Here is a 21,081-nt window from a genome sequence, read left to right on the forward strand (position 1 = left end):
AAAGTAGCGAAGAGATAATTTACCTCCATACACACCTGAAAACTTGGCGGTGAAATAGTTACAGAGGTCAGCGTGCAAAAAAGTCGCAGAAGTTGCCGCCGTAGCCGCCAATTGCTGAATTGTTACTGAAGCTAATACCGTTCGTCGTCACCACACCGCTATTGAGCAACAGAGGATCGCCGAGTCCTGTAGCAGCGATTTGAGCGCCTGTTAGTTTGTGGAGTCGTGCGATGAACTCTTCGCCAGCATCTCCGGCTGCAACGTTACAACCATAGAAGACGAGGTGGGCAACATCCCACTGTTGCAGTTGAGTCGCGTAGCCGTTGAGGGTATCTAAACTCAGTTGGCTATTTCCCAGATACAAGCAACCGGGGGAACCGTGGGAAATAATATGAACGGCATCGGTATTTGGACGGTGTTGTAAAACAAGGCTAATTTGCTCGATGCCATCGGCAGTCCCATCTAGGACAAAAACTTCAGTAGTGGAAATGACACCCTCAATGAGTAGATCGGCGTTTTCTACTCCAGCATCGATAACAACAATTCTGGTGGCTGGATTGATAGTTTTTGAAGTATTGAGCATGGGTTTCCTCTGGGGAATGTCCTGTTATTCATCCGAAGGTATTGCGGATAAAAAATCCCTCTTAATGAGGATCTTTCCTGACTTTCTGTGCCGCGAGTCGCTGAGATCCTCATATCAGATTTGAGATGGGAAAAAATTAATTCAATTGCTAGTTATCCTGCACCGGAAGCTGAACCTCCGGAGCCGGAGCCCCCGGAGACGTAACCACCGGAGCGCCATTACGAGTACCAATTTGGATGGTGTACCCGGCTCTGAAGGTATTTCCTTGCAAGCTACCGAGAGCGGGGTCGGCGCTAGTGTCCATGTTAAAGCCATCCCGAGTACCAAGAGCGGTGAAATCCAGTAGACCCCCAGTACCAATTGCAAAGGCTGAGTTCTGTAAACCGTTGCTAGTGGCAGGAAGGTAGTTGAAAGAATGAGCCGCAGCACTTTGTTTACCCACAGCAGCCGAGACAGCGACACCTGTAACCGCATTGTTGTTAACAGTGAAAGCCGCAGAACCTGCCACACCACCTTCACCGGCACGGGCTACGGTAGCGAAACCAAAAGCATTGAGAATAACGAGACCACTAACGAAAGCAATACGACGAATCATCATTTTTCAACTCCAGGGTTGGTTTTTTGTGTTCTATTAGTTAGACGTTTCCCGAAGGCGATTTGTGAATAATTCAGTCTTTAGATAGATGACATCTCTAACCTTTGGGGGATGACCCGGTTCGAGGGAGGGTTTGACAAATTCTTGCTACGCAGTCCATCTCTTCCTGAAAATCTAGATTGAGGAAACGGGATGCCGAATTTTTCCATGCCAAATTCCGCCTAGCGCCATATCGCGCCAGTCATAGAGAAAGCGAGAATATAGGGGATTGCAGCTCGCGGCAGCATTAATGCCCAATACGCTTGGGTTAAGGAAAATCTTGGGCGGAGTGAAACGGAGGGTTCGTTCCACGGGCCCAACCTACGCACTACTGATTTAAAGCGATTTTCTGCCTGCCTATTTTTCAGATGGAAGAAAGCCAGCCGCCACTGTCTGCCCACATCCTCCTGTACAGTGGAAAAAGCGATACAGCAGACGCACCGTTGCGCGATATGCCTCCTGCACCCTGGGGCGATCGCATTTCGGGCGATCGAACATCGATCGAGTATGGTTTTTCTCTGTTGAAAAAGTGGGAATACAGCGGATTGCAGTCGCTGATGGTACAACAGCCCTGTGCAGGCTGCATTAATGATGCCTCCACACCAAGAGGTTTTTGGCTTTCCCCAGACTCAGAAAGCAATCGGCTGTAGGCGTTAGGGGCGATCGCTTTTTCGCTGTCATCCCCCAGACTATTAGCCAATATCCGTAGGGGCGAATAATCCTTCGCGCTTAGATGCAAAACACACACCGCCGCTTCTTGCTTTTCCTCACCGGCAACAATTTCTCTTTCTTTTATCTCGCCATCAGATTGAGCATTCACTAAAACCGGCTCTTGAATTTCCCCACCTGCAACGATTTCTCTTTTTTCAATCTCCTCTGTTACCGTTTTTTTTTCAACAATATTCAGAGACTTTTTCCCTTTGGCAGACTGAGGAGAAAACCTCGACTTAGGATTAGACAAATCCGAGTCAGTCCCCTCTTCACCGAAATTTTCATTGAACCGCTGACGCAAAATTGCCCGCGCCTGGGAAATTCGCTTGCGGACGTTATCGTAAGATATACCAAGCTGTTCTGCAATATCTGGATAAGATAGCCCTGATTCAAAATGGAGAAGAAAAGTCTCGCGCAATCTATCTGGCAACTCATCTATTGCCTCGCGAAAAAATAATTCGACTTCTCCCCGCATAGCAGCGCGAACAGGTGTTTCTTCTGGGCTAATTAATTCGGTGTCGTTTCCTATAGCAATGGTGTCTAAACTTTCAACTCCTACTGCACCCCTGTTGCGCTCTCGATGGATATCGGCGCACAGGTTATAAGTCAGTTTGGTTAACCAAGCCTTAAAGTTTTTGATATCATCCGTACCATCTCTTGCTTTCTCCCAAGCTTTCAGCATGGCGCGACTGAGGGCATCTTCCGCATCGGTTGGGTTGCCCATCCACTTGCGACAGCAACGGTAAAGGTAATCTTGATTATCTTGCCATAATTTCCAAAAAGCTGAATCTATATCTGGAGTGCATGAGGAAGGGACTGATGCAGAACTAGAAATTAACATCTGTGGGTGCCGACACTCTAAGTGGACAAACAACTGGCGATTAATTTAGGCCGTAATTTACCTAGCCTCAGATGCACCTATCACCATGTTGACTCACCACTCAGGCTCATGTCAGTCGGAAAAGTCGGATCTTTTAAGTCGGAAAAGTCGGAAAAGTCGGATCATCGCGGCTATGAGTGCATAGCTGAGACATCCCTTGGCAGTTTTAGGACTTACGCAAACGGCTTTTTAACACTATTGGTAGTGTAAGGTGCGCCATAAGCACCCTACAGATAGAGTTTATGCGTAATTCCTAAGTAGTGTGTGCGCCATAAGCACCCTACAGATAGAGTTTATGCGTAATTTTTCAATTTAATGTCACCAAGCTAAAATCTGAACTTTAAGATTTAAAATCCTTGGACAGAGGATTCAGCCACAGCAGAATTGTCCGTTTTAATTCATTTAATTCTCGATACACTTCTTGTTTGACCCACTGCCCGATCGCGTCGAAGGGTGTAAAAATTTGACCCACAGGCCAGCTAACATCTTGCCCCAAGGGCGTTTGATGGTTGCCGGCTAGAGTCTGAACTGTAATCATGTCGGGAAATCGTGCTTTTAGCAGTTTGGTCAACAGCAGGGTTTGGTCGATGTTGTCGCCGTTAAATTTGACTAAAAGATTGCGCCGGATTTGATAGCTATCTTGGACGAGGCGATTGGTGTCTTGCGGGGAAGGGGTAAACTCGACTTTAAAGACGGGGGAAATTTGCTCGACGATCGGGATTGCTTCGGATGCCGCATAATTGTTGAAAGAGATCAGAATATTGCCTGCCCTTTCTATGTCAAACACAGAACCGATCAGCAAGTGCAGTTTGCATCCCATGCTGTGTCCCATCCCGTAAATCGGGAGATAGGAAGATTTGAGCAATTTAGTGGCCTGCAGGCGATCGAGGGCATTTTCAAATTTGTTGAGGACATCGCGGGCGATCGCAATATGATCCAAAGTATTGACAAACGGCGTGGCGACTACAACATATCCTTGATTCCCCAAAGCTTCTAACAGCCAGCGATAGGTGAGTTGGGGTGCTGTCGCCACAAATGCACCGCCGAGAAAATGTACGATCGCGATCGGTCTTGAAGGAATTAATACCCAGTTACCAGAAATTTCTTGCCAGTCCATAAATTAAATCTAATTCAAAGTAAAAATGCGATCGTCCTCTGAAGGTAGAAGGTCGAATGTTTTATAAATTTTTGCTTTTATTTTCTGCATCAAAAAGGGGTTTGCTACCCATTTTTTTATTCAAAAAACTTTGCTCTTTACTTATATTATGATATTTAGTGTAACTGTTTTTGCAGCAAATAGCACGGCGCGGGCTCGCTGCTATTTGCGCCCTGTATAGGGTTGAAGTTGGCGATCGAATAACTCAAGGCTGACATCCGATCGCGTCGCGGCTTTCAAAGATTTGTATATGGTGTCCTATCGCACGGCTGCAAGCCGCTCTAGCTGGTATTGCGGGTAATTGACCCGACAGGATATTAACAGTCAAATACGGCTCAAAACCCGAATATCGCGTATTAACCAGTCTCTGGGCGATCGGCGTCGATTCGGCTTTATTGGCAGCACCTAATTTCTTAACTAAACCCGCATACAACTATAACATCCTTTAGGACAGCCCCCCGATTTCAGGCGATCGCTGGGGGTTTAATTGTGGCGAATGACTGATACCTTCTGCGGTTTGATGACTCAACTTTTCGTGAGTCTTCATCCATTTCCACTTGTGCACAGTAGCTTGAGGATTGAGCACTGTGGTAGCGACGCCGTAAACAATAGTCGGCAAAACCTCCCGATTTAACCAACTTTGTCCCAGCTTTCTCATGTAGTGCAGTGCCAAAACTTCTCGAAATTTGTTAAGCCTTTGCAAAAGCGGCAAATTCTTAAAGCATTGCTCTTCGTACTCGTTGAGCGATAACTCTTTTTCTCCCCGCAAGCGCCGCAGTTGGTTTTCCTTGACACAATCAGAAGCTATGCGCTTCTTCAGCCAGTGCTTATCTGTGAGAGAGTTCCCTCTAATCCGATAATTTCCCAAAGGTTCTGTCGCCGCTAGCAAACCGTACTTTTGAGCAATTTTGGTAAATAACGCTGTATCTTCTCCTACCTCCCAATCTTCTGGAAACCCGCCTTCTTGGAGTAGAATAGAGCGATCGACTACAACAGAAGAGGGGAAAACCCAAGGACTTTCGCCTGTCTCCTTAATCGCCTGCATTTCTGCTTTAGTTGTAGGATAGGTGGGAATATAACTCAACTTGTTGCCGCGCTTGTCTAAATACCGCAAAGCGTGAGCCACAGATTTGACTTCGGGATTGTCTGCGAGCATCTTCAAACAAACTTCTAACTTATTGGGTTCCCAGGTATCGTCGCTGTCGATAAACGCTACATACTCGCCTGTGGCGCGATATATCATTAAATTTCTCGCCTTAGAAACCCCGTAATTTTGGGGATTCCGAAAGTATTGAATTCTCGAATCTTGCTCTACCAGCTTCGCAGCAACTTTGTCAGTAGCGTCAGTAGAGCAGTCATCAACAATTAAAATTTCTAGATTCTTGTGGGTACCATTGAGTACGGAGGCAACTGTCTCGGCCAGAGTGTCGGCAGCATTGAATGCAGGAATGATTACGCTGACTTTTTGGCTGTTCATAACTTGCATTAAGGTGTGGTTTGGTAGTTGTGCGCCGAAGTATAGTCTCGAAGCAGACACTCTGACTCATTTACTTGCAAGTACCTGTAGTAAGGAAACTTGCCTACATACTGCCAATATAACAGGTTTACGGACATCAGTGCGATCTGCCATAAGGAGGGGACAGCCCTTAGCAGGCGGAGTGCAGACTATTATTTGGCGGGCCATTTTTCTGACACAAAGGCGACGGGTGCGAGGGATTGAGGGTTTTTACCGGGGACTGGAATTGTCCTAAATTCGATCGCATCTTTTAAGTCTGCTATAGCAATCCTAAATCATTGGTGAATTTCTTACTCCCGAGCAAGCGGGTTCGGGGAGGGTTGGGGTGGGGTAAAAAATTTACGACTCCTGCAAGGATTGCTATATGTGTTGCATTACCCTAGCCATTACCTAAAATACTGAGGGTTTTGCTGTTGCTAAATCACGCTCTGAAACACAAATAATTTGAAAATTCATAACCGTGAATCCTGGTTTATATGATTGGCATCTTTAGTTTTTCCTACAGTAAATCAGCCACGCCGTTTTTCTGCGTTAATCAGCTTTTTTCAAATCAGGATTTTCTCAAAAAAGATGCTTTTTCTAACTTGTTTACTTATTAAGTTGCCCTAAGCTGTCCCTCATTTCTTTATTTCTCTTTCACCGCGATCGCCTCTCAGGGTCAAATCGTTTCCCCGTCTGCCATAACAGGTAATTTAGCTGCGATTGAACTCTGTACCGCTAGGTCTTAGGGAACACAAGAGTATAATTATACTATAAAAAAGCCTCTTCTCACCCGTAAAAAATGTTGCCAAATTTCTTGAGTAAAGTGCGAATTTATACTTGTTGCCTAACAGTCTTGGTGTTGGGTGGCTGCCAGCAGCAGCTACAGGCAACCTTGCAGCAACAGCGCAGCAAACAGGGGATGGCAGTTTCAGCTCACCCTCTGGCGAGCGCTGCGGGGCTGGCACTGCTGCAACAGGGCGGCAATGCAGTGGATGCGGCGGCTGCTACGGCTTTGGCAATTTCTGTGGTGGAGCCTTTTTCGGCGGGTATCGGTGGCGGGGGTTTTTTACTGCTGCGACGGGCGGAAACGGGGACTGTGCAAGCGCTGGATTTCCGGGAACGAGCTCCGAAACGGGCGGCGCGGGATATGTACCTCGACAAGCAAGGGAAGGTGCGCCAAAGGGCAAGTCTGGACGGGCATTTGGCTGCGGGTATTCCGGGTACTGTTGCTGGACTTTATACGGTGCACCGCGAGTATGGTAAGTTGCCTTGGGCCCAGGTGGTGGCGCCGGCGATCGCCCTGGCTGAAAAAGGCTTTCCGGTAAGTTCGCGGTTTACCACGGCTACCGGGCGACGACAGGATGTTCTCAAAAAAAACCGGGCGGCGCGGGAGGTTTTTACTCGTGGTGGCATTTTATACCAGCCGGGTGAGCTTTTGGTGCAGCGGGATTTGGCGCGGACTTTGCGGCAGATTGCACAAAATCCGCAGAGTTTTTATAGCGGGGACATTGCGCGGGCGATCGCCACCGATATGGCTAAAAACGGCGGCATTATCACTCTCGAAGATTTGAAAAACTATACGCCGATTTGGCGAAATCCGGTTTGCGGCAACTTTCGCACCTACGAAATTTGCGCGATGTCGCCTCCTTCATCCGGCGGCGTTCATTTGTTGCAAATCTTAAATATTCTGGGAGATACGGATCTCAAGAGGTTGGGGAGGCAGAGTCCAGATACTTTGCACTTGCTGGCGGAGAGCATGAGGATTGCTTATGCCGATCGGGCTGAGTATTTGGGCGACCCGGATTTTGTGAGGGTACCGGTCAAAGCTCTGACTAGCACCAATTATGCAAAATTGAGACGATCGCAAATCCAAATGTCAAAAGCCAGACCCTCCAGCGAGGTAAAAGCTGTTGACGCTGAAACTTTGAGCCGCTTTGTGTGGGAGTCTCCCGAAACTACCCACCTAACGGTAGTTGACAAAGAGCGCAATGTGGTATCCTTAACTTTTACAGTGAATGGCGGTTTTGGGGGTGGAGTCGTGGCTGCGGGTACGGGAATTTTGCTCAACAACGAGATGGATGATTTTGCAGCCGCGCCGGGAGTGCCGAATTTGTTTGGTTTGGTGGGCGGGGAGGCAAATTCGATCGCCCCAGGGAAGACTCCTTTATCGAGCATGACGCCGGTCATCGTGACAGAAAATGGCAAATTTCGTCTGGCTGCGGGGGCTCCCGGAGGCAGCACGATTATTACCACGGTGCTGCAAATTGTGCTTAATGTGTTGGTTTATGACATGACTGTCGGCGATGCTGTGTCTGCACCTCGGATACACCACCAGTGGCAGCCCGATCGGCTGAGGGTGGAACGGGGAGGTTTTGAGGCTGCGACGCTTTCGGAGTTGCGGCGGCGGGGACACCAGATTGTCGAAGGTGAGGGCTGGGGCAATGCCAATGCGATCGTCCTGACTGCAGACGGTTGGTTGGAGGGGGCTGCCGATCGGCGCGGGGAAGGAGAAGCAAGGGGGTTTTAGTCATGAGTCAGTCGATTAGAGATTTTAGATTTTAGACGGGGGTGAGCCGTCGATCCGCGCGAGCGTCGAAGGATTTTATATCTACTCCACAGATGAATCTGGGATGTGGAACTAGGGTCAAAAATTTTGTTCTCTCTACGACAGGAATCGGGGGCTTGTATAGTTTTTTTGGGCGAGGTCATCTTTCATGACTCATGAGTCATTAGCTATTAGTCATTAGTCATGAGTCATTAGTCATTAGTCATTAGTCATTAGTCATTTGGGAGAGCGCCAACGGTATCAAAACCGGGGTTTTTGGGTTTCCCGTGCGTCAGTCATGAAATTATTAGTCTGTGTACGTGTATTTTTGAATCCGTATTTTTGCCATGAGGTTTATAGGCTGACTAATTGCCAGGAAGTACCAAAAAATTTAACCACAGAAAGCGTATATACACTTATGTGTAAAGTTATTGTAAAGGCACTAGACATTGATACTTATATAATGTAAAAATTAAGTTGTGCATAGGATCAGGTGTGTATCTTCCAGGAAAAATTTATGATAATTACTCACAAAATTGCTGCCTTAACAGCTACATTAACTACTGCTCTGAGTTTGTTGGCAGCGCCAGCAATGGCATTTTCGGTAGGGGCAACTAATAACGCTGAGACTTTAAAAAATAATTTATTGGGAGCTAATACAGCCGGGTTGAGTAATTTCTCTGTTTCAACTACGGGTAATTCGGCTGCTTTTGGTACTTTCACTAATGACCCCTTCGGTTTGACATCAGGTGTTGTTCTGAGCACTGGTAGAGTCGCCGATATACCGGGTACGAATCAGACAGATAACTTCACGACAAAGGACAGCGATTTAAGCACGGACTTTGGTGCTAAGGGTGAACGGGGGGATGTGACTCAGCTAAACCTCAGCTTTTTTGCTGATAGCACGGTTCAAAAGTTGTTCTTTGAATATGTATTTGCTTCTGAGGAGTTTCCTGAGTTCGGCGCTTATGAAGAATATAATGACGATTTTGAACTGCTGCTGAACGGCACTAATTTGGCCCAATTGAGCGACGGAAAAACAGTTACGATTAATAATCTGGTTCCAGATCCATATAATCGCTCTACATATCACCCAGACTATATTGACAACCCAAGTTTGACAGGTATTGCTGCTAACATTGTTAAGCTCGACGGTTTTACTAAAGTTTTAGGTTTTGAGGGTTTGCTCAAGCAAAATCAGACGAATGTTCTCAGCATCCGCATTAAAGATGTGGGCGATGGCTATTTAGATTCTGCTGTATTTATTAAAGGCGGTTCTGTGGGGACGGTTCAACCTGAGCCGGTTCCCGAACCGATGACTGTGGGGGGTTTGATGGCGGGAGGCGCTATGCTGGCTGCTGGACGAAAGTTACGCAATCGCCGTGCCGGAAGTAATTAATAACTGAAGGAAGTTCGGCAACGGATTATGTAACGGATGTAACGGATATAACGGATGTAACGGATGTCAGGAAGAAGGCCCTTCGACTTCGCTCAGGGTAAAAAGAAGAAAGAAGGAAGAAGGAAGAAGGAAGAAGGAAGAAGGAAAAAATAGAACAGGAAGCATTTTGGCGGTTGCTGTAATATGAATATCGAGGAGCCGTGTTGGAGACAGAAAGGGGGTTTGATGAAGGAAAAGACCTTGTTGCAGTTGTTGAACCGGGTAAAAAAAACTCGGTTTGTGCGATCGCGATCGCGTAATATCATCTCAAGTAATTTAAGCATTATGGGTACGCAGCGAGGAATGCAAGTCCTCATACAATTCTGACGACGAATGCCCTCACTACGAACCAATTTTATGGCGGTTGTTCTAGCGGACAGAATATAAGTTTTTATCCCAAATTCGCAAAGGGCGGATTTTTTTGTGTTTGGAGTTGCAGCAAATATTGCGGGTAAAACCCGCGTCTACAACCACTGACTAAAAACTAAATAATTTAGCTATGAACAGTACCGTCGGGTAAGATTGTACCTGTTAATGTAGTCCGGGTAAGTTTGACCATAACTCGATCGCCGTAACCGATTTTCGCTCCTGTTAAGTCAGCACCGCTCAAGTCAGCACCGCTCAAATCGGCTCCGATTAAGTTGCTTTCTCTCAAGTTGGCATTGATCAAACAAGCTCCTAACAAATTGGCCCTGAACAAGTTTGCTTGGTGCAAATTCGCGCCTGTGAGATTGACGTTGTGTAGAAAAGCATCACTTAAGTCGGCTTCACTCAGGTTTGCATTGCTCAAGTTTCTTCCTGAAAAATCCTTTTCTTTTAAGGAAGCTCCTTTGAAGTTGGAACCGCTCAAATCGGGAGCTTGCGGCCCAGCTTGGCGGTAAGACTGAGATGGCGGCGGCTGCGATTGGTAGCGGGACGCCTCTGAATAGGGCCCTGCAGGGTTTCCCCCATAGTTTCCCCCATAATTTCCAGGATATTTTCCTGAAGAGGGTTCAGAAGAGTAGCGGGGTTCTTTAGGGTTGGCCGGTGGTGGCTGGGTGTTTTGGTGCTGGGTGTTTGGATACTGAGTATTTCTGTACTGATTGTTTTGGTACTGAGTATTTTGGTACTGAGTATTGGGTTGCTGATTGTTTTGGTACTGAGTATTGGGTTGCTGAGTGTTTTGGTACTGAGTATTGGGTTGCTGGGTACTTTGTTGCTGGGTATTTTGTTGCTGAGTGTTTCTGTACTGAGTATTTTGTTGCTGGGTAGTTTGTTGCTGGGTATTTTGTTGCTGAGTGTTTCTGTACTGAGTATTTTGTTGCTGGGTATTTTGTTGCTGAGTGTTTCTGTACTGAGCGTTTTGTTGCTGGGTATTTTGTTGCTGAGTGTTTCTGTACTGAGCGTTTTGTTGCTGAGTGTTTTGGTGCTGGGTGTGTTTGTGCTGGGTATTTTGGTGCTGGGTGTGTTTGTGCTGAGTATGTTTGTGCTGAACGTTCTGATTCTGACCTCTTGGTTGAATTGATCGCAATTGTTCGCGAGCTTGATTAATTTCCTTAATCTTTTCTTCAGCTTTCTGTAGTAGTCTGGGATTGTCTTTGGGGATGCGATCGGGGTGCCAAATGAACGCTAAATCCTTGTAGGCTTGGCTAATTTCTTCTCTGGAAGCTCCCGGCAACAGTCCCAGCACTTTATAGTATTGGTCGAGGTCGTTCATTGTACCACCTTTCGCTTTAAGAAATTAGGAATTAAAAATTAAGATCGGAGCAAAAGCCGTTCTCAAAGCTTGCTTGTCCGATCGTACATTAGATGAACAATAACTCAGCTAAGCCGCTGCTGGCAAAAATTCTCGAATTCGCTGCAAGTATGTTGCGGCATCCTCCAGCATCGGAAAGTGAGCCGTATTCGGAATTATAACAAATTCTACTTTTTTGCTGAGGGAGGCTGCTTGCTCTCCCATGATGGCGGGGATAATTTGATCGAATTCTCCGGCCACAAGCAGTGTGGGAACACTCAGCCGCGCAAATTCTTGGGGCATTTCCTCGGCTGCTCTTTTGCTGACGGCCGTCACCATTGTACCTATAGCAGCTTGCTCGTCTGCCATTAAAAAATCCTTGAGAAACGCCAGACTTACCTCTGTGGGCAGGGAACGGCGCAAAAACCGGGCCATAAATAGCCGATCGGCAAACGGGATGGATGCCAACCAAGAGGGTCTAAATTTTACCACATAGCCACCGAATTTGTGAAAAGTTGTAAAAGATTTTTCATCGTATTCAAAAATCCCGCTGCAAGTGAGAATTGCTTTTTCTACTTTTTCGGGGTAAAGGTTGAGAAATAAAGTAGCAATTGATGCACCTGTGGAGTGAGCATTGAGAAAGACGCGGCTTAAATTCAGAGATTCTAATAATTCAGCTAAGTCGCGGGCGTAGGTTTCGAGTTCGTAGCTGGACTCAGGAGGCTCTTTTGGCAAGGGCGATCGACCAAAACCTCTCATATCGTAGAGCAAACAATCAAAATCATCAGCAATAGCCCGGGCCGTGCTTTCCCAGTAGCGCGCTGAGCCCGCCCAGCCGTGCAGGAATACCATCACTGGTTTACCGCTAGGTTGGGCCGTGTTATCTGCCGTTATCCACTCGTAATAATGTTCTACACCGCGAATTGAAATGAAAGACATGATATTGATTTGGGATTCTTAGATTTTAGATTTTAGATTTTAACTCATAATTGTTCAGTAAATGCCCAAATTCCCGACTTCTTAAAAAAAAGTCAGGAATCTCAAGGCTATATCCATCAAAAAACTCTGCGTTAACCTGCGTCAATCCGCCCACATTTGCGGTCAAAAATTACCAACATAGGAACCAATTATAAATCTTAAGCTGCGGAGGCTGCTAGCCAAAATAAGCCGTCTACTAAAAGAGTGCTCAAAACTGCTCCGCTGAAAGCGCGCCAGTGCAGTTCTCGATCTCGCAAACTCAGCAAACCGACTGTTAGCAGCACAGCGATTAAAACTAAAGCACAGCCTATCCCCCAAGGAGTTTCAATTTGACCGATCGCACTTTGAAAAATCGGCATTGCTAATTCCGGTTCTGCGTGCATCACTTGCCGCCAGTAGGGCATCAACCCAGTTAAATAAAAATATAAATCAGTAATGGCAGTGCCCAAGAGCGAACCTAAATAAAAATAGCCGCCCACTTTTCCCCAAGATTTGCCCAAGCACCAAATAGCAAAAGGCAAGCCAATTGATTCTATAGGTAGATGTAAAATTGGTTCCCATCTAAACCAGCCCCAATAGATAGAACCTGCGAGCCAACATCCGGCAAATCCTAATAATAAATCTCCCCAAAGTTGTGTTTTGGGGCGAAAAATTAGAATTAAACTCAGAACGAACCAGGGGATAGTTGACAGCAAACTGATCGTTGGATATAAGCGCACTAACGGTGCTTGCACGAAGACTGGAATTGAGACTAAAAATGCTGAGGCACTAAATATCAACCACTGTTTGATGGTGTTTGTTGTGCCTGAAGTGACAGAATTGTCGAGGCGGGCGATGGTGGCAATAGGTGCGATCGCTGATGATACTAAATTAAGATTAAACAACTGATTGGACTCCGTATTGTTTCAATAGGTGGACTAAAAATTTTGCTGCGGTTGTGGGTGCGACAGTCTCAACGCCGGCGGTGGTTTGGCTGACCTGCCAGCCTTTTGCCGTTTGGGGAGCTCGCCATAAATCCAAATGTTCGATCGCGGGATCTGCATAAAAGCTTTCTCCACCGCCACCGAGAATGGCTGAACTCCAGTGCGTAAAGCGATCGTGGCTGATTCGGTGGATGGGAAAATTGCCCCCCAGGGGTACTCCCCAACCGTCTAAGGCAAAAAATGCCCCGACTTTGCCGCCGAGTTGCTGCCACATCCAAGCCGCCCCGATCGCCCCGGCTACTCCTGCCGAAAAGCTGACAAATACTAGACTTTCTCCTGCTAACTCTTCGCTGCACAAAAAGTGCAATATGTCAAGAGGTGAAAAAGGCGGATATTTATGAGCGGGAAAAATCTTGACACGATCGACTATTTGCTGGTTTTGGCGATCGGCTGCCACTCCCCAAAGCCCCGAAAGTCCCGCCAGGAAACAGTCGGTTAGCTTTGGTTCGTGGACTCCGGGGCAAATTACCAGTCTCATAGTTCGTCAAGAAAGTTAATATAGTTCGCAACATAACTTTATCATATAGCTATTATATCATATACTACCCCAGGGGATAGGGTGTTAAACTTATAATAGAGTCAAGTTTGAAGAGTATCCCCCCAAGTTAAAAGCTGGGAACGCTCCAAACAGCTTTAATCTGAGGCAAGGTCAGGGAGTCTTAAGAAAACATGAAACTTATCCCCCCCCGCCCCATCTCCTGTCAAGCTTAGCAAAGGCTGATTCTAGTTTTAAGCAGTTCTGTATTTAGATTTAACTTTTCCGGCGGCGTCGAAGCTGACCCCACAAAAGCTTAAACAAACAGGACTGTGAAAATTAAGAGGCCTGCCAGCTTAGCTGCCCTACGAATTTCGGGTCAGGGTCAATCGATTTTAGATTTGAGATTTTAGATTTGAGATTGACCCCACGGATAAATGCGGAGGCTTGAGGATTTTCGATTTGGGATTGATTCCACGGATAAATCACGTGGCGGGTACCATCAAGAAATTCTTGGTCAAAAAACCTACTTAGGACTGATGCCCATCAATCCGGTTTCTAGGATAAATAAGAGGTTTAACCGGGAAGTATGGGCGCAGAAACCGGGAATCAGCCCCGCGCACGTCAGTCGTGCGATCGCACACAATGAAAAATCTCCGATTCCCCCTTCATCCTGCCTGGATCTCTTAGAATAAATAAAATTGAGGAATACAAAGTGGTTGCTTCTCCAGAAAAAATCGAGTACAAAACATCTGCAGCACCCGCAAGTAACGATCGCGTTGCTGTATTGCTGATGGGTTATGGCGAAGTCGAAAGCTACGACGATTTTGCCAACTACAACGAACAAGCTTTAAATTTGCTTACGGCAAAGTTTGCGCCAGTACCGCTTTGGATTTATCCGCCGCTGGCGAAGATTTTAGCAATCTTTGACTTGCACGAGTGGAGTCACCAACACGGTCAATTCGTTTCGCCGCACAATGCAATTTTTGAACAGCAGCGCGCCGGGATTGAAAAGAATTTACAGGAAAAATGGGGCGATAAAGTAAAAGTGTTCAAAGCTTTTAACTTTTGCGCGCCGTTTTTGCCGGAACAAGTAATCCCTCAAATTCAAGCAGAAGGATTTGACAAAATTCTGATTTATCCGCTGTTGGTAGTTGATTCTGTTTTTACCAGCGGCATTGCAGTCGAACAGGTGAATAAAGCTTTAGCACAAACCTTTGATGGCAAAGAACATTGGGTAAAAGGACAGCGCTACATTCCTTCTTTTTACGATGAACCTGCTTACATCCAGCTAATGGCGGATTTGGTTGAAGAGGAAATTAAGAACGATTTAGCTGTAGCGCATTTGCCTTCTCAGATTGGGATTGTGCTGATGAATCACGGTTGTCCGCACAAGGCGAAGGGCTTTACTTCGGGTATTGTGGAAAGTCAAGCTTTGTACGATCGCGTGCGGGAACGTTTGATGTATCGCTATCCTTTGATTTCGGTGGGTTGGCTGAATCACGACACACCCCTGATTGAATGGACACAGCCGGATGCGACGTTGGCGGCGAAGAATTTGATTGATTTGGGTGCAACTGCGATCGTCTTTATGCCGATCGGATTTGCGACAGAAAATCACGAAACATTGTTAGATGTTGACCACATTATTGAGTCTTTGCAGAAACAGCGTCAAGGAGTTACTTACCGCAAATTACCTTGCGTAAATGACCATCCAGAGTTTCTGAAAATGGCGGCAGAGTGGGCAAATCCGCAGATTGAAGCGTTGTTGAGTGAGACTGCGGTTGCTGTTAATCCGAGTTTGGCTTCGGCGCACCGCGAACACAGCCATTCTCACGGCGATCACGGTCATTCTCATGGCGATCACGGACACAATCACGGTGGACATTCTCACGGTGGGCATTCTCATGGTGGGCATTCTCATGGTGATCACGGGCATTCTCATGGCGGGCACGGGCATAGTCACTAATAAAACTTGGGCCTGAGAGCTCAGAAACCGGGTTTTTTGCGAAGATACTGCATGGAAATGGCAGGTTTAGTGAAAAACCCGGTTTCTTTTGTTGAGGTGCGTAGGTCTAAATTTGGGTGAAAAGGGCGATCGACCTTTGTGTTTTTGGAGAAGGGGCGATCTGCTTTTTTATTTCAGGTGTTAATTGCTAGCGGGAAGCATTAAGCTGGTTATAATTTTGTGCAACTGGTATATTCAAAGCCTGTTTTTATTTTATGTAGTAAAAATATTTTTATTAAAATACTAAAAATATGGTCAATCTCGAAATTGAAGATCGTAAACAATTAATAACTCTGCTAAAAGATTTACAAGAACTGGGGACAGAGCGATCGCGCCAGCAAATTTTGGAGTTAGCAGGGCTGAAACCGTTGATACCAATGCTCGATCTTTCGGGTGCTCCATTTATTGCAGTTAGTGAAATCGTTAACTACCTGTCTAATTACGGACGTTTAACCTATGACCACGAGGCGCTTGGCCTGTTCTTGAATACCTTGAAAAGCTTGGTAGGGCTTCAGCAGCAATCTTTTGTGGATATGCTGCTGACAAAGTATGACATGATGACCCCAATCTCAGCATTACCTGTTATCGATAAATGGCGGGGAAGAGAAACTCCTACGGATGTATTAGAAAAAATTATAGGTGAGAATACGCTGCGACCGATATCATTCTTGCAGCAGGGACTTCAGGTCGCGCGGTCAGTTGCGTATGTTGGGGTGCGAACCAGCCAAAGTCGCTGGTCAGGTACAGGTTTTCTTGTGGCTCAAGATTTGTTGTTGACCAACAATCATGTTCTGCCTGATTCACCTTTACTTTCTGAGACAATTTTCCGTTTTAACTACGAAGAAAATTTTATGGGAGAAGCTCAAGCAACTGATGAGTATCGTGTTAAACCTAATGGAGTTTTTTATACCAACCAAACCTTAGATTACACTTTGGTTCAACTTGATGGAGAACCGGGACAAAGATGGGGTTGGGTACGACTATTACCTCAAGCAATGATTAGCAATGGTAGCCGAGTCAATATTATTCAGCATCCATTGGGACAACCCAAGCAGATTTCTCTTCAGAACAATTTTGTTCAATACGTGGGCGGTAATGTGGTGCAGTATATAACCTCGACCCTGCAAGGCTCCTCTGGTTCTCCGGTCTTTAATGATTCTTGGGAGGTTGTGGCTCTACACCATGCTGGAGGTAATATCCCTGAACCAACAACCCTACAACATTACTTTAGAAACGAGGGCATACTAATAGAGAGTATCTTAGCTGACTTACCCTCAGAGTTGGTAGAACTACTGAAGGCAGCACAATAGATTACCTAGTTTTACAAAAATTTTACAAGCATCTAAAGCTCAATGACTATAAATATCAAATCCCAATTAGTGAAGTTCCTAGCCCATATACCAAAAACTCAAACTGTTCCTGAGCGTAGAGCACTCTTGATGATTGTGGGATTTGATCATTTAGGCGCTAAAATAGATTCTTTTGAAAAAAACAATTTGGTTTTTTTTTCTGAATTAATTGAACTTGTATTCTCCGAAGGACAAGCTCAAGTATCGGAATTTCTGAGGGCGCTTGTGGATAGCGGGATGGTCGGTTTAGAAGCTAGGAATAAACTGAATGAGTTCATTGAAGAAATTGCAACTTTCGATCGTCAACAATCAAATAACAGATTTATCGAACGGAATAACAATCAATCAATATGCTCCCCTTCAACGTCTACTCAAGTTAGTTCGTCATCTTCCTCTTTTTTAACTCCGAGCCGAAGTGCCACAAGAATAGGAGAACAACAAAATAAGAGGTTAGTTGTTCCATCAGTTCCTGGGATTAAAGCTTTTGAATTTACAGTAGTGATCGTAGATGCCCAAGGCAAAGAGATTAACCGTTATCAAGAACAAGCACATTACTTAACTGAAGACCTTGGCAACAGCGCAATTTTAGAGATGGTATATATTCCCGAAGGAGCCTTTTGGATGGGTTCGCCAGAATCTGAAGGAAAGCGATACTACAAGGAAAGACCTCGGCATTCAGTAAAAATCAAGGCATTTTTTATAAGCAAATATCCCGTTACACAAGCACAGTGGAAAGAAATTGCTTTGTTACCAGAAGCACGTTCAAAGCTTAAACTTCGCCCATCGCGTCCAGGAGGTAAAAGTCACGCTGTGACCGAAATTTCATGGTTTGATGCTGTTGAATTTTGCGATCGCTTATCTGAAAAAACAGGTCACAAGTATCGTCTTCCTAGCGAAGCAGAGTGGGAATATGCTTGTCGTGCTGGAACTACAACCCCTTTTCATTTTGGGGAAACTATCACTTCTGATTTAGTTAATTGCGATAGTAGCCGTCCCTATCGTTCAGAACCTAAAGGAATTTATCGTAAAAAAACTCTTCCAGTGGGAAGCTTGCAGTTTGCTAATGCCTTTGGATTATTCGATATACATGGTAACGTTTGGGAGTGGTGCTTAGACAATTGGTATGAAAATTATAATAATGCACCTACCAATGGAGAGGCATGGCTAGACAGTAGTGAGAATCAAACTCGTGTAATTCGTGGCGGTTCATGGCTCAATGACCCGTCTTTGTGTCGTTCGAGCTCCCGCTCATATAAGAATGCAAGTGATCTGTCTAAAAATGTTGGTTTTAGAATAGTTTATTCTCTCTAACGTGACGTACTATAAAAGTTTTGCCTAATTTTTTTTTAACTCGACGCTATTCCATTTTCTTCTAAATACGAATCGTTGGATGTTAACTGCTGATGCTTTTTGCGTGCAGCTAGAGTTTGGTGGTATTCATATGCTTCAGGTCTTATTTGAACTACATCAATCCTCAAAAATCCAGTTTTTTTATTAATTTCTTGTACGGCTTGCTCAATTTCATCTATTGAAACTTGGAAGAACTCTCTCCTTGAGTTCTCTAAATTCACTCTTTTATCATCAAAACGTTGATGCAACCTTTCTAATGTATCTAGGGCATCTTCCGAGAATATTTTGAAGTGAATATCAAATCTAAATGGAGCTGCGGGGTTCATTTCCCTGATATATTCATCTTCCCTCTGACGATTGGTCATACATATCCGGTATATATCCTTTCCAAAAGAGCCGATATTTGAAATTATATAAATATATCCCCATTTAACCCCATTAGCGTTTTCTTTCTCTCTTCTATCTTCCGCTAATTGTTCTTCTAATTGCCGAATTTTAAGTTCTAGCTCGTTCCGCCTTTCGCCTTCAGCTTGTTCTATTTCTTTCCTAACTTCTTCAAGCTCTTGTTGATGAAGCCTTTCTCTTTGTTCCGCGTCTTTAGCTTTTTGTCGGGCTTTTTCTATGGCTTCGCGCTGTTTATTTTGCTTTTTAATTTCTTGTTCCATTTCGCGCCCTTTCTGTTCTTTATTCTCTAAGTCACACTTAATATTTAACTCCCTGATTTTGAGATTGAAATATTGTTGGGAAATTTCACACTGAGTTTTTTTTGACAAACCGTTGATTTTTTTAAAGGTTTTTTCAAGTTTCTTTTTTAAAGAAGGAAAATTATTATATTTTACCTCATTTTTCATAATATCTTTAAATTGCATTTCAAATAAAAACTCGATCAAATCGAGAATGCCACGTGTCACGTTTTCACCTTCTCGCTCGTTATTGTTTAAGTAAAATTGCTTATGACAAATAAAGGCTTGCTTATTTTTTTCCATTTCCTCCTGTTCTAATCGAGTTGAGTCCCAGAGAAGCATATAAGTTTCATAACTGGTAAAGCTATATTTTGGTTCATAATAATCTAGAGATTGAAGATGGGCTTTGGCAGCAAGTTCGCGTAATTCCTGTTGACGATTTATAATTTGGGTATTTAAGGATTCTTGTTGGTTTTCGAGTAGTTGAATGTTTGATTCTAACTGCCGTTGATATCTCTCTTTGTCATCCAATGCTTCGTACCTGCGTAAACGCTGTCTAAGCCGAGACTGTTCAAGCTTAGCTTGTACTAATGCGACAAAAAGTACCAATATTAATATGATCAGCCCTATAAGTGTTAAAGACATGGAGCTTCGTATTCCTAGTGGTGTACACTTTTACCTAGCTTAGAGATTTTTTCGGACTTATGGCAAGATACTTGAGCCAACTAGCGATCGCTTGAGGAGTAGCCTGGTTTAGGCTGCACATAGAAATCAGTTCGAGCCTATACCAGCTTGCTTATCCAACCATTGATGAAACCCCACTATCATACTATCTTATTTTAGGGATTGGGCGTATATAGAGCATTCAAGCATCTGCTAAGGGTTTCAACCGCCGACTCTTATCAGGGATTTCTAACTATTTCACTAAAAACCCCCTCCACCAACTTATCAATCTCCGCCTCAGTTGTAAAATAGTGAACACAAGCCCGCACACAATCAGGATTAAGAATAGTCCTTACCATAATTCCCTGTTTTTCCAACAAATCGACCAGCTTTTTGTGTGGCATCCCATTAGTTAATCGAAACGAAACTAAACCCGCTTCCGGCGCAGATGTCCGCAAACATCCCACATCGGGAAGTTCCGACAAACGCTGCCAGAGATACTTACTTAAACGGCAAATTTCTGCATACCTTTCCTCGATCGTACCCCATTCATGTTGCAGGGCGATCGCACTCCGCAAACCCGCATACAAAGGATAAGCCGAAGTCGCAATTTCATAGCGCTGCGCTCCAGACTTCCACCCCATAACTTTAGCATTAGCATCCGTCACAATTCCCCGCCAACCGATAAACACCGGATGCAAATCAGCCAAAGCTTCCACACTCACATAAAGCCCCCCCAAACCTTCCGGGCCACACCACCATTTATGACCAGTAAAAGCATAAAAATCAACCCCCGATTCAATCAAATTCAAAGGCAAAACCCCCACAGATTGAGCCGCATCAACTAACACTTTGACTCCTGTTTTGTGACATACTTTTACAATCTCAGCCAGAGGCAAAACTTGGCCAGTATTCCACAAAATGTGACTGATAACCAACAATCGAGTATTTGGCTGCAAACTATCAGCAATCACCGCCACCGGATCGCCTTCATTCAAAGTTGCCACCAACGGACAAACCGAAACCTCAATGTTGAAACGGCGCTGAAGTTCCATTACACTAGCTACAATGCCGGGGTGTTCGCAATCAGAAAGCAGCAAATGGTCGCCTGCTTTCCAGTCAATGCCCCACAGCGCAATATTGCAGCCGACGGTGACATCTTCAGTCAGGGCGATCGTTTCAGGAGGGACAGCCAACTCAGATGCGATCGCACGTCGCGTCAGCATCGCCTCCTGAACCACCCAAGCCCCCACCTCCCCCGAAAACGGCCCCCCAAGCTGCACCCGTTTGTAAGTCTCATAAATCGCCTCTAAAGCAGGCTCAGGCAGCGGCCCTTGTCCGCCGTAGTTAAAATAAGCTTTATTGGCCAAAGCTGGGAATTGTTGCCGGTGATTGTCCTTTGTCATTTTTTTTGGGGAATTATTGATAGCGTT

The 21,081-nt window shown here is 45.1% G+C and carries 17 protein-coding genes; 5 read left to right on the plus strand and 12 right to left on the minus strand.

Annotated features, from left to right (window positions below; all coding sequences use genetic code 11):
- Window positions 1-67: 67 nt before the first annotated feature.
- The 6 genes from QUB06_RS07650 to QUB06_RS07675 form a co-directional block, all read right to left on the minus strand.
- Entirely contained in the window at window positions 68-583 is a 516-nt protein-coding gene (locus tag QUB06_RS07650; protein WP_333434783.1) for a DUF4347 domain-containing protein, read from the minus strand.
- Window positions 584-731: 148 nt separating this feature from the next.
- A complete protein-coding gene (locus tag QUB06_RS07655) occupies window positions 732-1,181 on the minus strand; it encodes a hypothetical protein (RefSeq protein WP_333434784.1) in 450 nt (149 codons plus the stop codon).
- A gap of 400 nt (window positions 1,182-1,581) precedes the next feature.
- Entirely contained in the window at window positions 1,582-2,769 is a 1,188-nt protein-coding gene (locus tag QUB06_RS07660; protein ID WP_333434785.1) for a sigma-70 family RNA polymerase sigma factor, read from the minus strand.
- A gap of 379 nt (window positions 2,770-3,148) precedes the next feature.
- Window positions 3,149-3,925 (minus strand): DUF1350 family protein, encoded by a 777-nt coding sequence (locus QUB06_RS07665; RefSeq protein WP_333434786.1) that lies wholly within the window; start codon window positions 3,923-3,925, stop codon window positions 3,149-3,151.
- A 244-nt stretch (window positions 3,926-4,169) separates the two neighbouring features.
- Window positions 4,170-4,397 (minus strand): hypothetical protein, encoded by a 228-nt coding sequence (locus QUB06_RS07670; protein WP_333434787.1) that lies wholly within the window; start codon window positions 4,395-4,397, stop codon window positions 4,170-4,172.
- 12 nt (window positions 4,398-4,409) lie between these two features.
- Window positions 4,410-5,441 (minus strand): glycosyltransferase family 2 protein, encoded by a 1,032-nt coding sequence (locus QUB06_RS07675; protein ID WP_333434788.1) that lies wholly within the window; start codon window positions 5,439-5,441, stop codon window positions 4,410-4,412.
- Window positions 5,442-6,261: 820 nt separating this feature from the next.
- Between QUB06_RS07675 and ggt the strand changes: the two genes are divergently transcribed.
- Entirely contained in the window at window positions 6,262-7,989 is a 1,728-nt protein-coding gene (gene ggt, locus QUB06_RS07680; protein ID WP_333434789.1) for a gamma-glutamyltransferase, read from the plus strand.
- A 535-nt stretch (window positions 7,990-8,524) separates the two neighbouring features.
- Window positions 8,525-9,406, plus strand: coding sequence for a choice-of-anchor L family PEP-CTERM protein (locus QUB06_RS07685; RefSeq protein ID WP_333434790.1), 882 nt, complete (start codon window positions 8,525-8,527; stop codon window positions 9,404-9,406).
- Window positions 9,407-9,938: 532 nt separating this feature from the next.
- Here the strand turns inward: QUB06_RS07685 and QUB06_RS07690 are convergent.
- The 4 genes from QUB06_RS07690 to QUB06_RS07705 form a co-directional block, all read right to left on the minus strand.
- A complete protein-coding gene (locus tag QUB06_RS07690) occupies window positions 9,939-11,141 on the minus strand; it encodes a pentapeptide repeat-containing protein (protein WP_333434791.1) in 1,203 nt (400 codons plus the stop codon).
- Window positions 11,142-11,249: 108 nt separating this feature from the next.
- On the minus strand, window positions 11,250-12,098 hold the full coding sequence (locus QUB06_RS07695) for an alpha/beta hydrolase (protein ID WP_333434792.1): 849 nt from the start codon (window positions 12,096-12,098) through the stop codon (window positions 11,250-11,252).
- 197 nt (window positions 12,099-12,295) lie between these two features.
- A complete protein-coding gene (locus QUB06_RS07700; protein WP_190662774.1) occupies window positions 12,296-13,021 on the minus strand; it encodes a DUF3120 domain-containing protein in 726 nt (241 codons plus the stop codon).
- Window positions 13,014-13,598 (minus strand): hypothetical protein, encoded by a 585-nt coding sequence (locus tag QUB06_RS07705; RefSeq protein ID WP_333434793.1) that lies wholly within the window; start codon window positions 13,596-13,598, stop codon window positions 13,014-13,016. Before QUB06_RS07705 ends, QUB06_RS07700 begins: the two co-directional genes overlap by 8 nt.
- A 712-nt stretch (window positions 13,599-14,310) precedes the next feature.
- Here QUB06_RS07705 and QUB06_RS07710 point away from each other — a divergent pair.
- The 3 genes from QUB06_RS07710 (at window position 14,311) to QUB06_RS07720 (ending at window position 18,263) form a co-directional block, all read left to right on the plus strand.
- Window positions 14,311-15,564 (plus strand): ferrochelatase, encoded by a 1,254-nt coding sequence (locus tag QUB06_RS07710; protein ID WP_333434794.1) that lies wholly within the window; start codon window positions 14,311-14,313, stop codon window positions 15,562-15,564.
- Between the two features lie 290 nt (window positions 15,565-15,854).
- Window positions 15,855-16,913, plus strand: coding sequence for a trypsin-like peptidase domain-containing protein (locus tag QUB06_RS07715; RefSeq protein WP_333247720.1), 1,059 nt, complete (start codon window positions 15,855-15,857; stop codon window positions 16,911-16,913).
- Window positions 16,914-16,955: 42 nt separating this feature from the next.
- Entirely contained in the window at window positions 16,956-18,263 is a 1,308-nt protein-coding gene (locus tag QUB06_RS07720; protein ID WP_333434795.1) for an SUMF1/EgtB/PvdO family nonheme iron enzyme, read from the plus strand.
- Between the two features lie 35 nt (window positions 18,264-18,298).
- On the opposite strand, the gene QUB06_RS07725 is transcribed toward QUB06_RS07720, so the two are convergent.
- Both QUB06_RS07725 and QUB06_RS07730 read right to left on the minus strand, forming a co-directional pair.
- Window positions 18,299-19,630, minus strand: a complete 1,332-nt coding sequence (locus tag QUB06_RS07725; protein ID WP_333434796.1) for a DUF4041 domain-containing protein — start codon at window positions 19,628-19,630, stop codon at window positions 18,299-18,301.
- Window positions 19,631-19,887: 257 nt separating this feature from the next.
- Complete coding sequence (locus tag QUB06_RS07730) at window positions 19,888-21,054, minus strand: aminotransferase class V-fold PLP-dependent enzyme (protein ID WP_333434797.1); 1,167 nt, start codon at window positions 21,052-21,054, stop codon at window positions 19,888-19,890.
- Between the last annotated feature and the right edge of the window lie 27 nt (window positions 21,055-21,081).

The sequence above is a fragment of the Microcoleus sp. D2_18a_D3 genome, from assembly GCF_036702455.1.
In the GTDB taxonomy this organism is placed as follows: domain Bacteria; phylum Cyanobacteriota; class Cyanobacteriia; order Cyanobacteriales; family Microcoleaceae; genus Microcoleus.

Bases quoted from the DNA above. Each gene is read 5' to 3' on its own strand.
- QUB06_RS07690 (WP_333434791.1), bottom strand. From the start codon at position 11,141: ATGAACGACCTCGACCAATACTATAAAGTGCTGGGACTGTTGCCGGGA.
- QUB06_RS07715 (WP_333247720.1), top strand. From the start codon at position 15,855: ATGGTCAATCTCGAAATTGAAGATCGTAAACAATTAATAACTCTGCTA.
- QUB06_RS07730 (WP_333434797.1), bottom strand. From the start codon at position 21,054: ATGACAAAGGACAATCACCGGCAACAATTCCCAGCTTTGGCCAATAAA.
- QUB06_RS07675 (WP_333434788.1), bottom strand. From the start codon at position 5,441: ATGAACAGCCAAAAAGTCAGCGTAATCATTCCTGCATTCAATGCTGCC.
- QUB06_RS07705 (WP_333434793.1), bottom strand. From the start codon at position 13,598: ATGAGACTGGTAATTTGCCCCGGAGTCCACGAACCAAAGCTAACCGAC.
- QUB06_RS07685 (WP_333434790.1), top strand. From the start codon at position 8,525: ATGATAATTACTCACAAAATTGCTGCCTTAACAGCTACATTAACTACT.
- QUB06_RS07725 (WP_333434796.1), bottom strand. From the start codon at position 19,630: ATGTCTTTAACACTTATAGGGCTGATCATATTAATATTGGTACTTTTT.
- QUB06_RS07660 (WP_333434785.1), bottom strand. From the start codon at position 2,769: ATGTTAATTTCTAGTTCTGCATCAGTCCCTTCCTCATGCACTCCAGAT.
- ggt (WP_333434789.1), top strand. From the start codon at position 6,262: ATGTTGCCAAATTTCTTGAGTAAAGTGCGAATTTATACTTGTTGCCTA.
- QUB06_RS07655 (WP_333434784.1), bottom strand. From the start codon at position 1,181: ATGATGATTCGTCGTATTGCTTTCGTTAGTGGTCTCGTTATTCTCAAT.
- QUB06_RS07665 (WP_333434786.1), bottom strand. From the start codon at position 3,925: ATGGACTGGCAAGAAATTTCTGGTAACTGGGTATTAATTCCTTCAAGA.
- QUB06_RS07720 (WP_333434795.1), top strand. From the start codon at position 16,956: ATGACTATAAATATCAAATCCCAATTAGTGAAGTTCCTAGCCCATATA.
- QUB06_RS07650 (WP_333434783.1), bottom strand. From the start codon at position 583: ATGCTCAATACTTCAAAAACTATCAATCCAGCCACCAGAATTGTTGTT.
- QUB06_RS07695 (WP_333434792.1), bottom strand. From the start codon at position 12,098: ATGTCTTTCATTTCAATTCGCGGTGTAGAACATTATTACGAGTGGATA.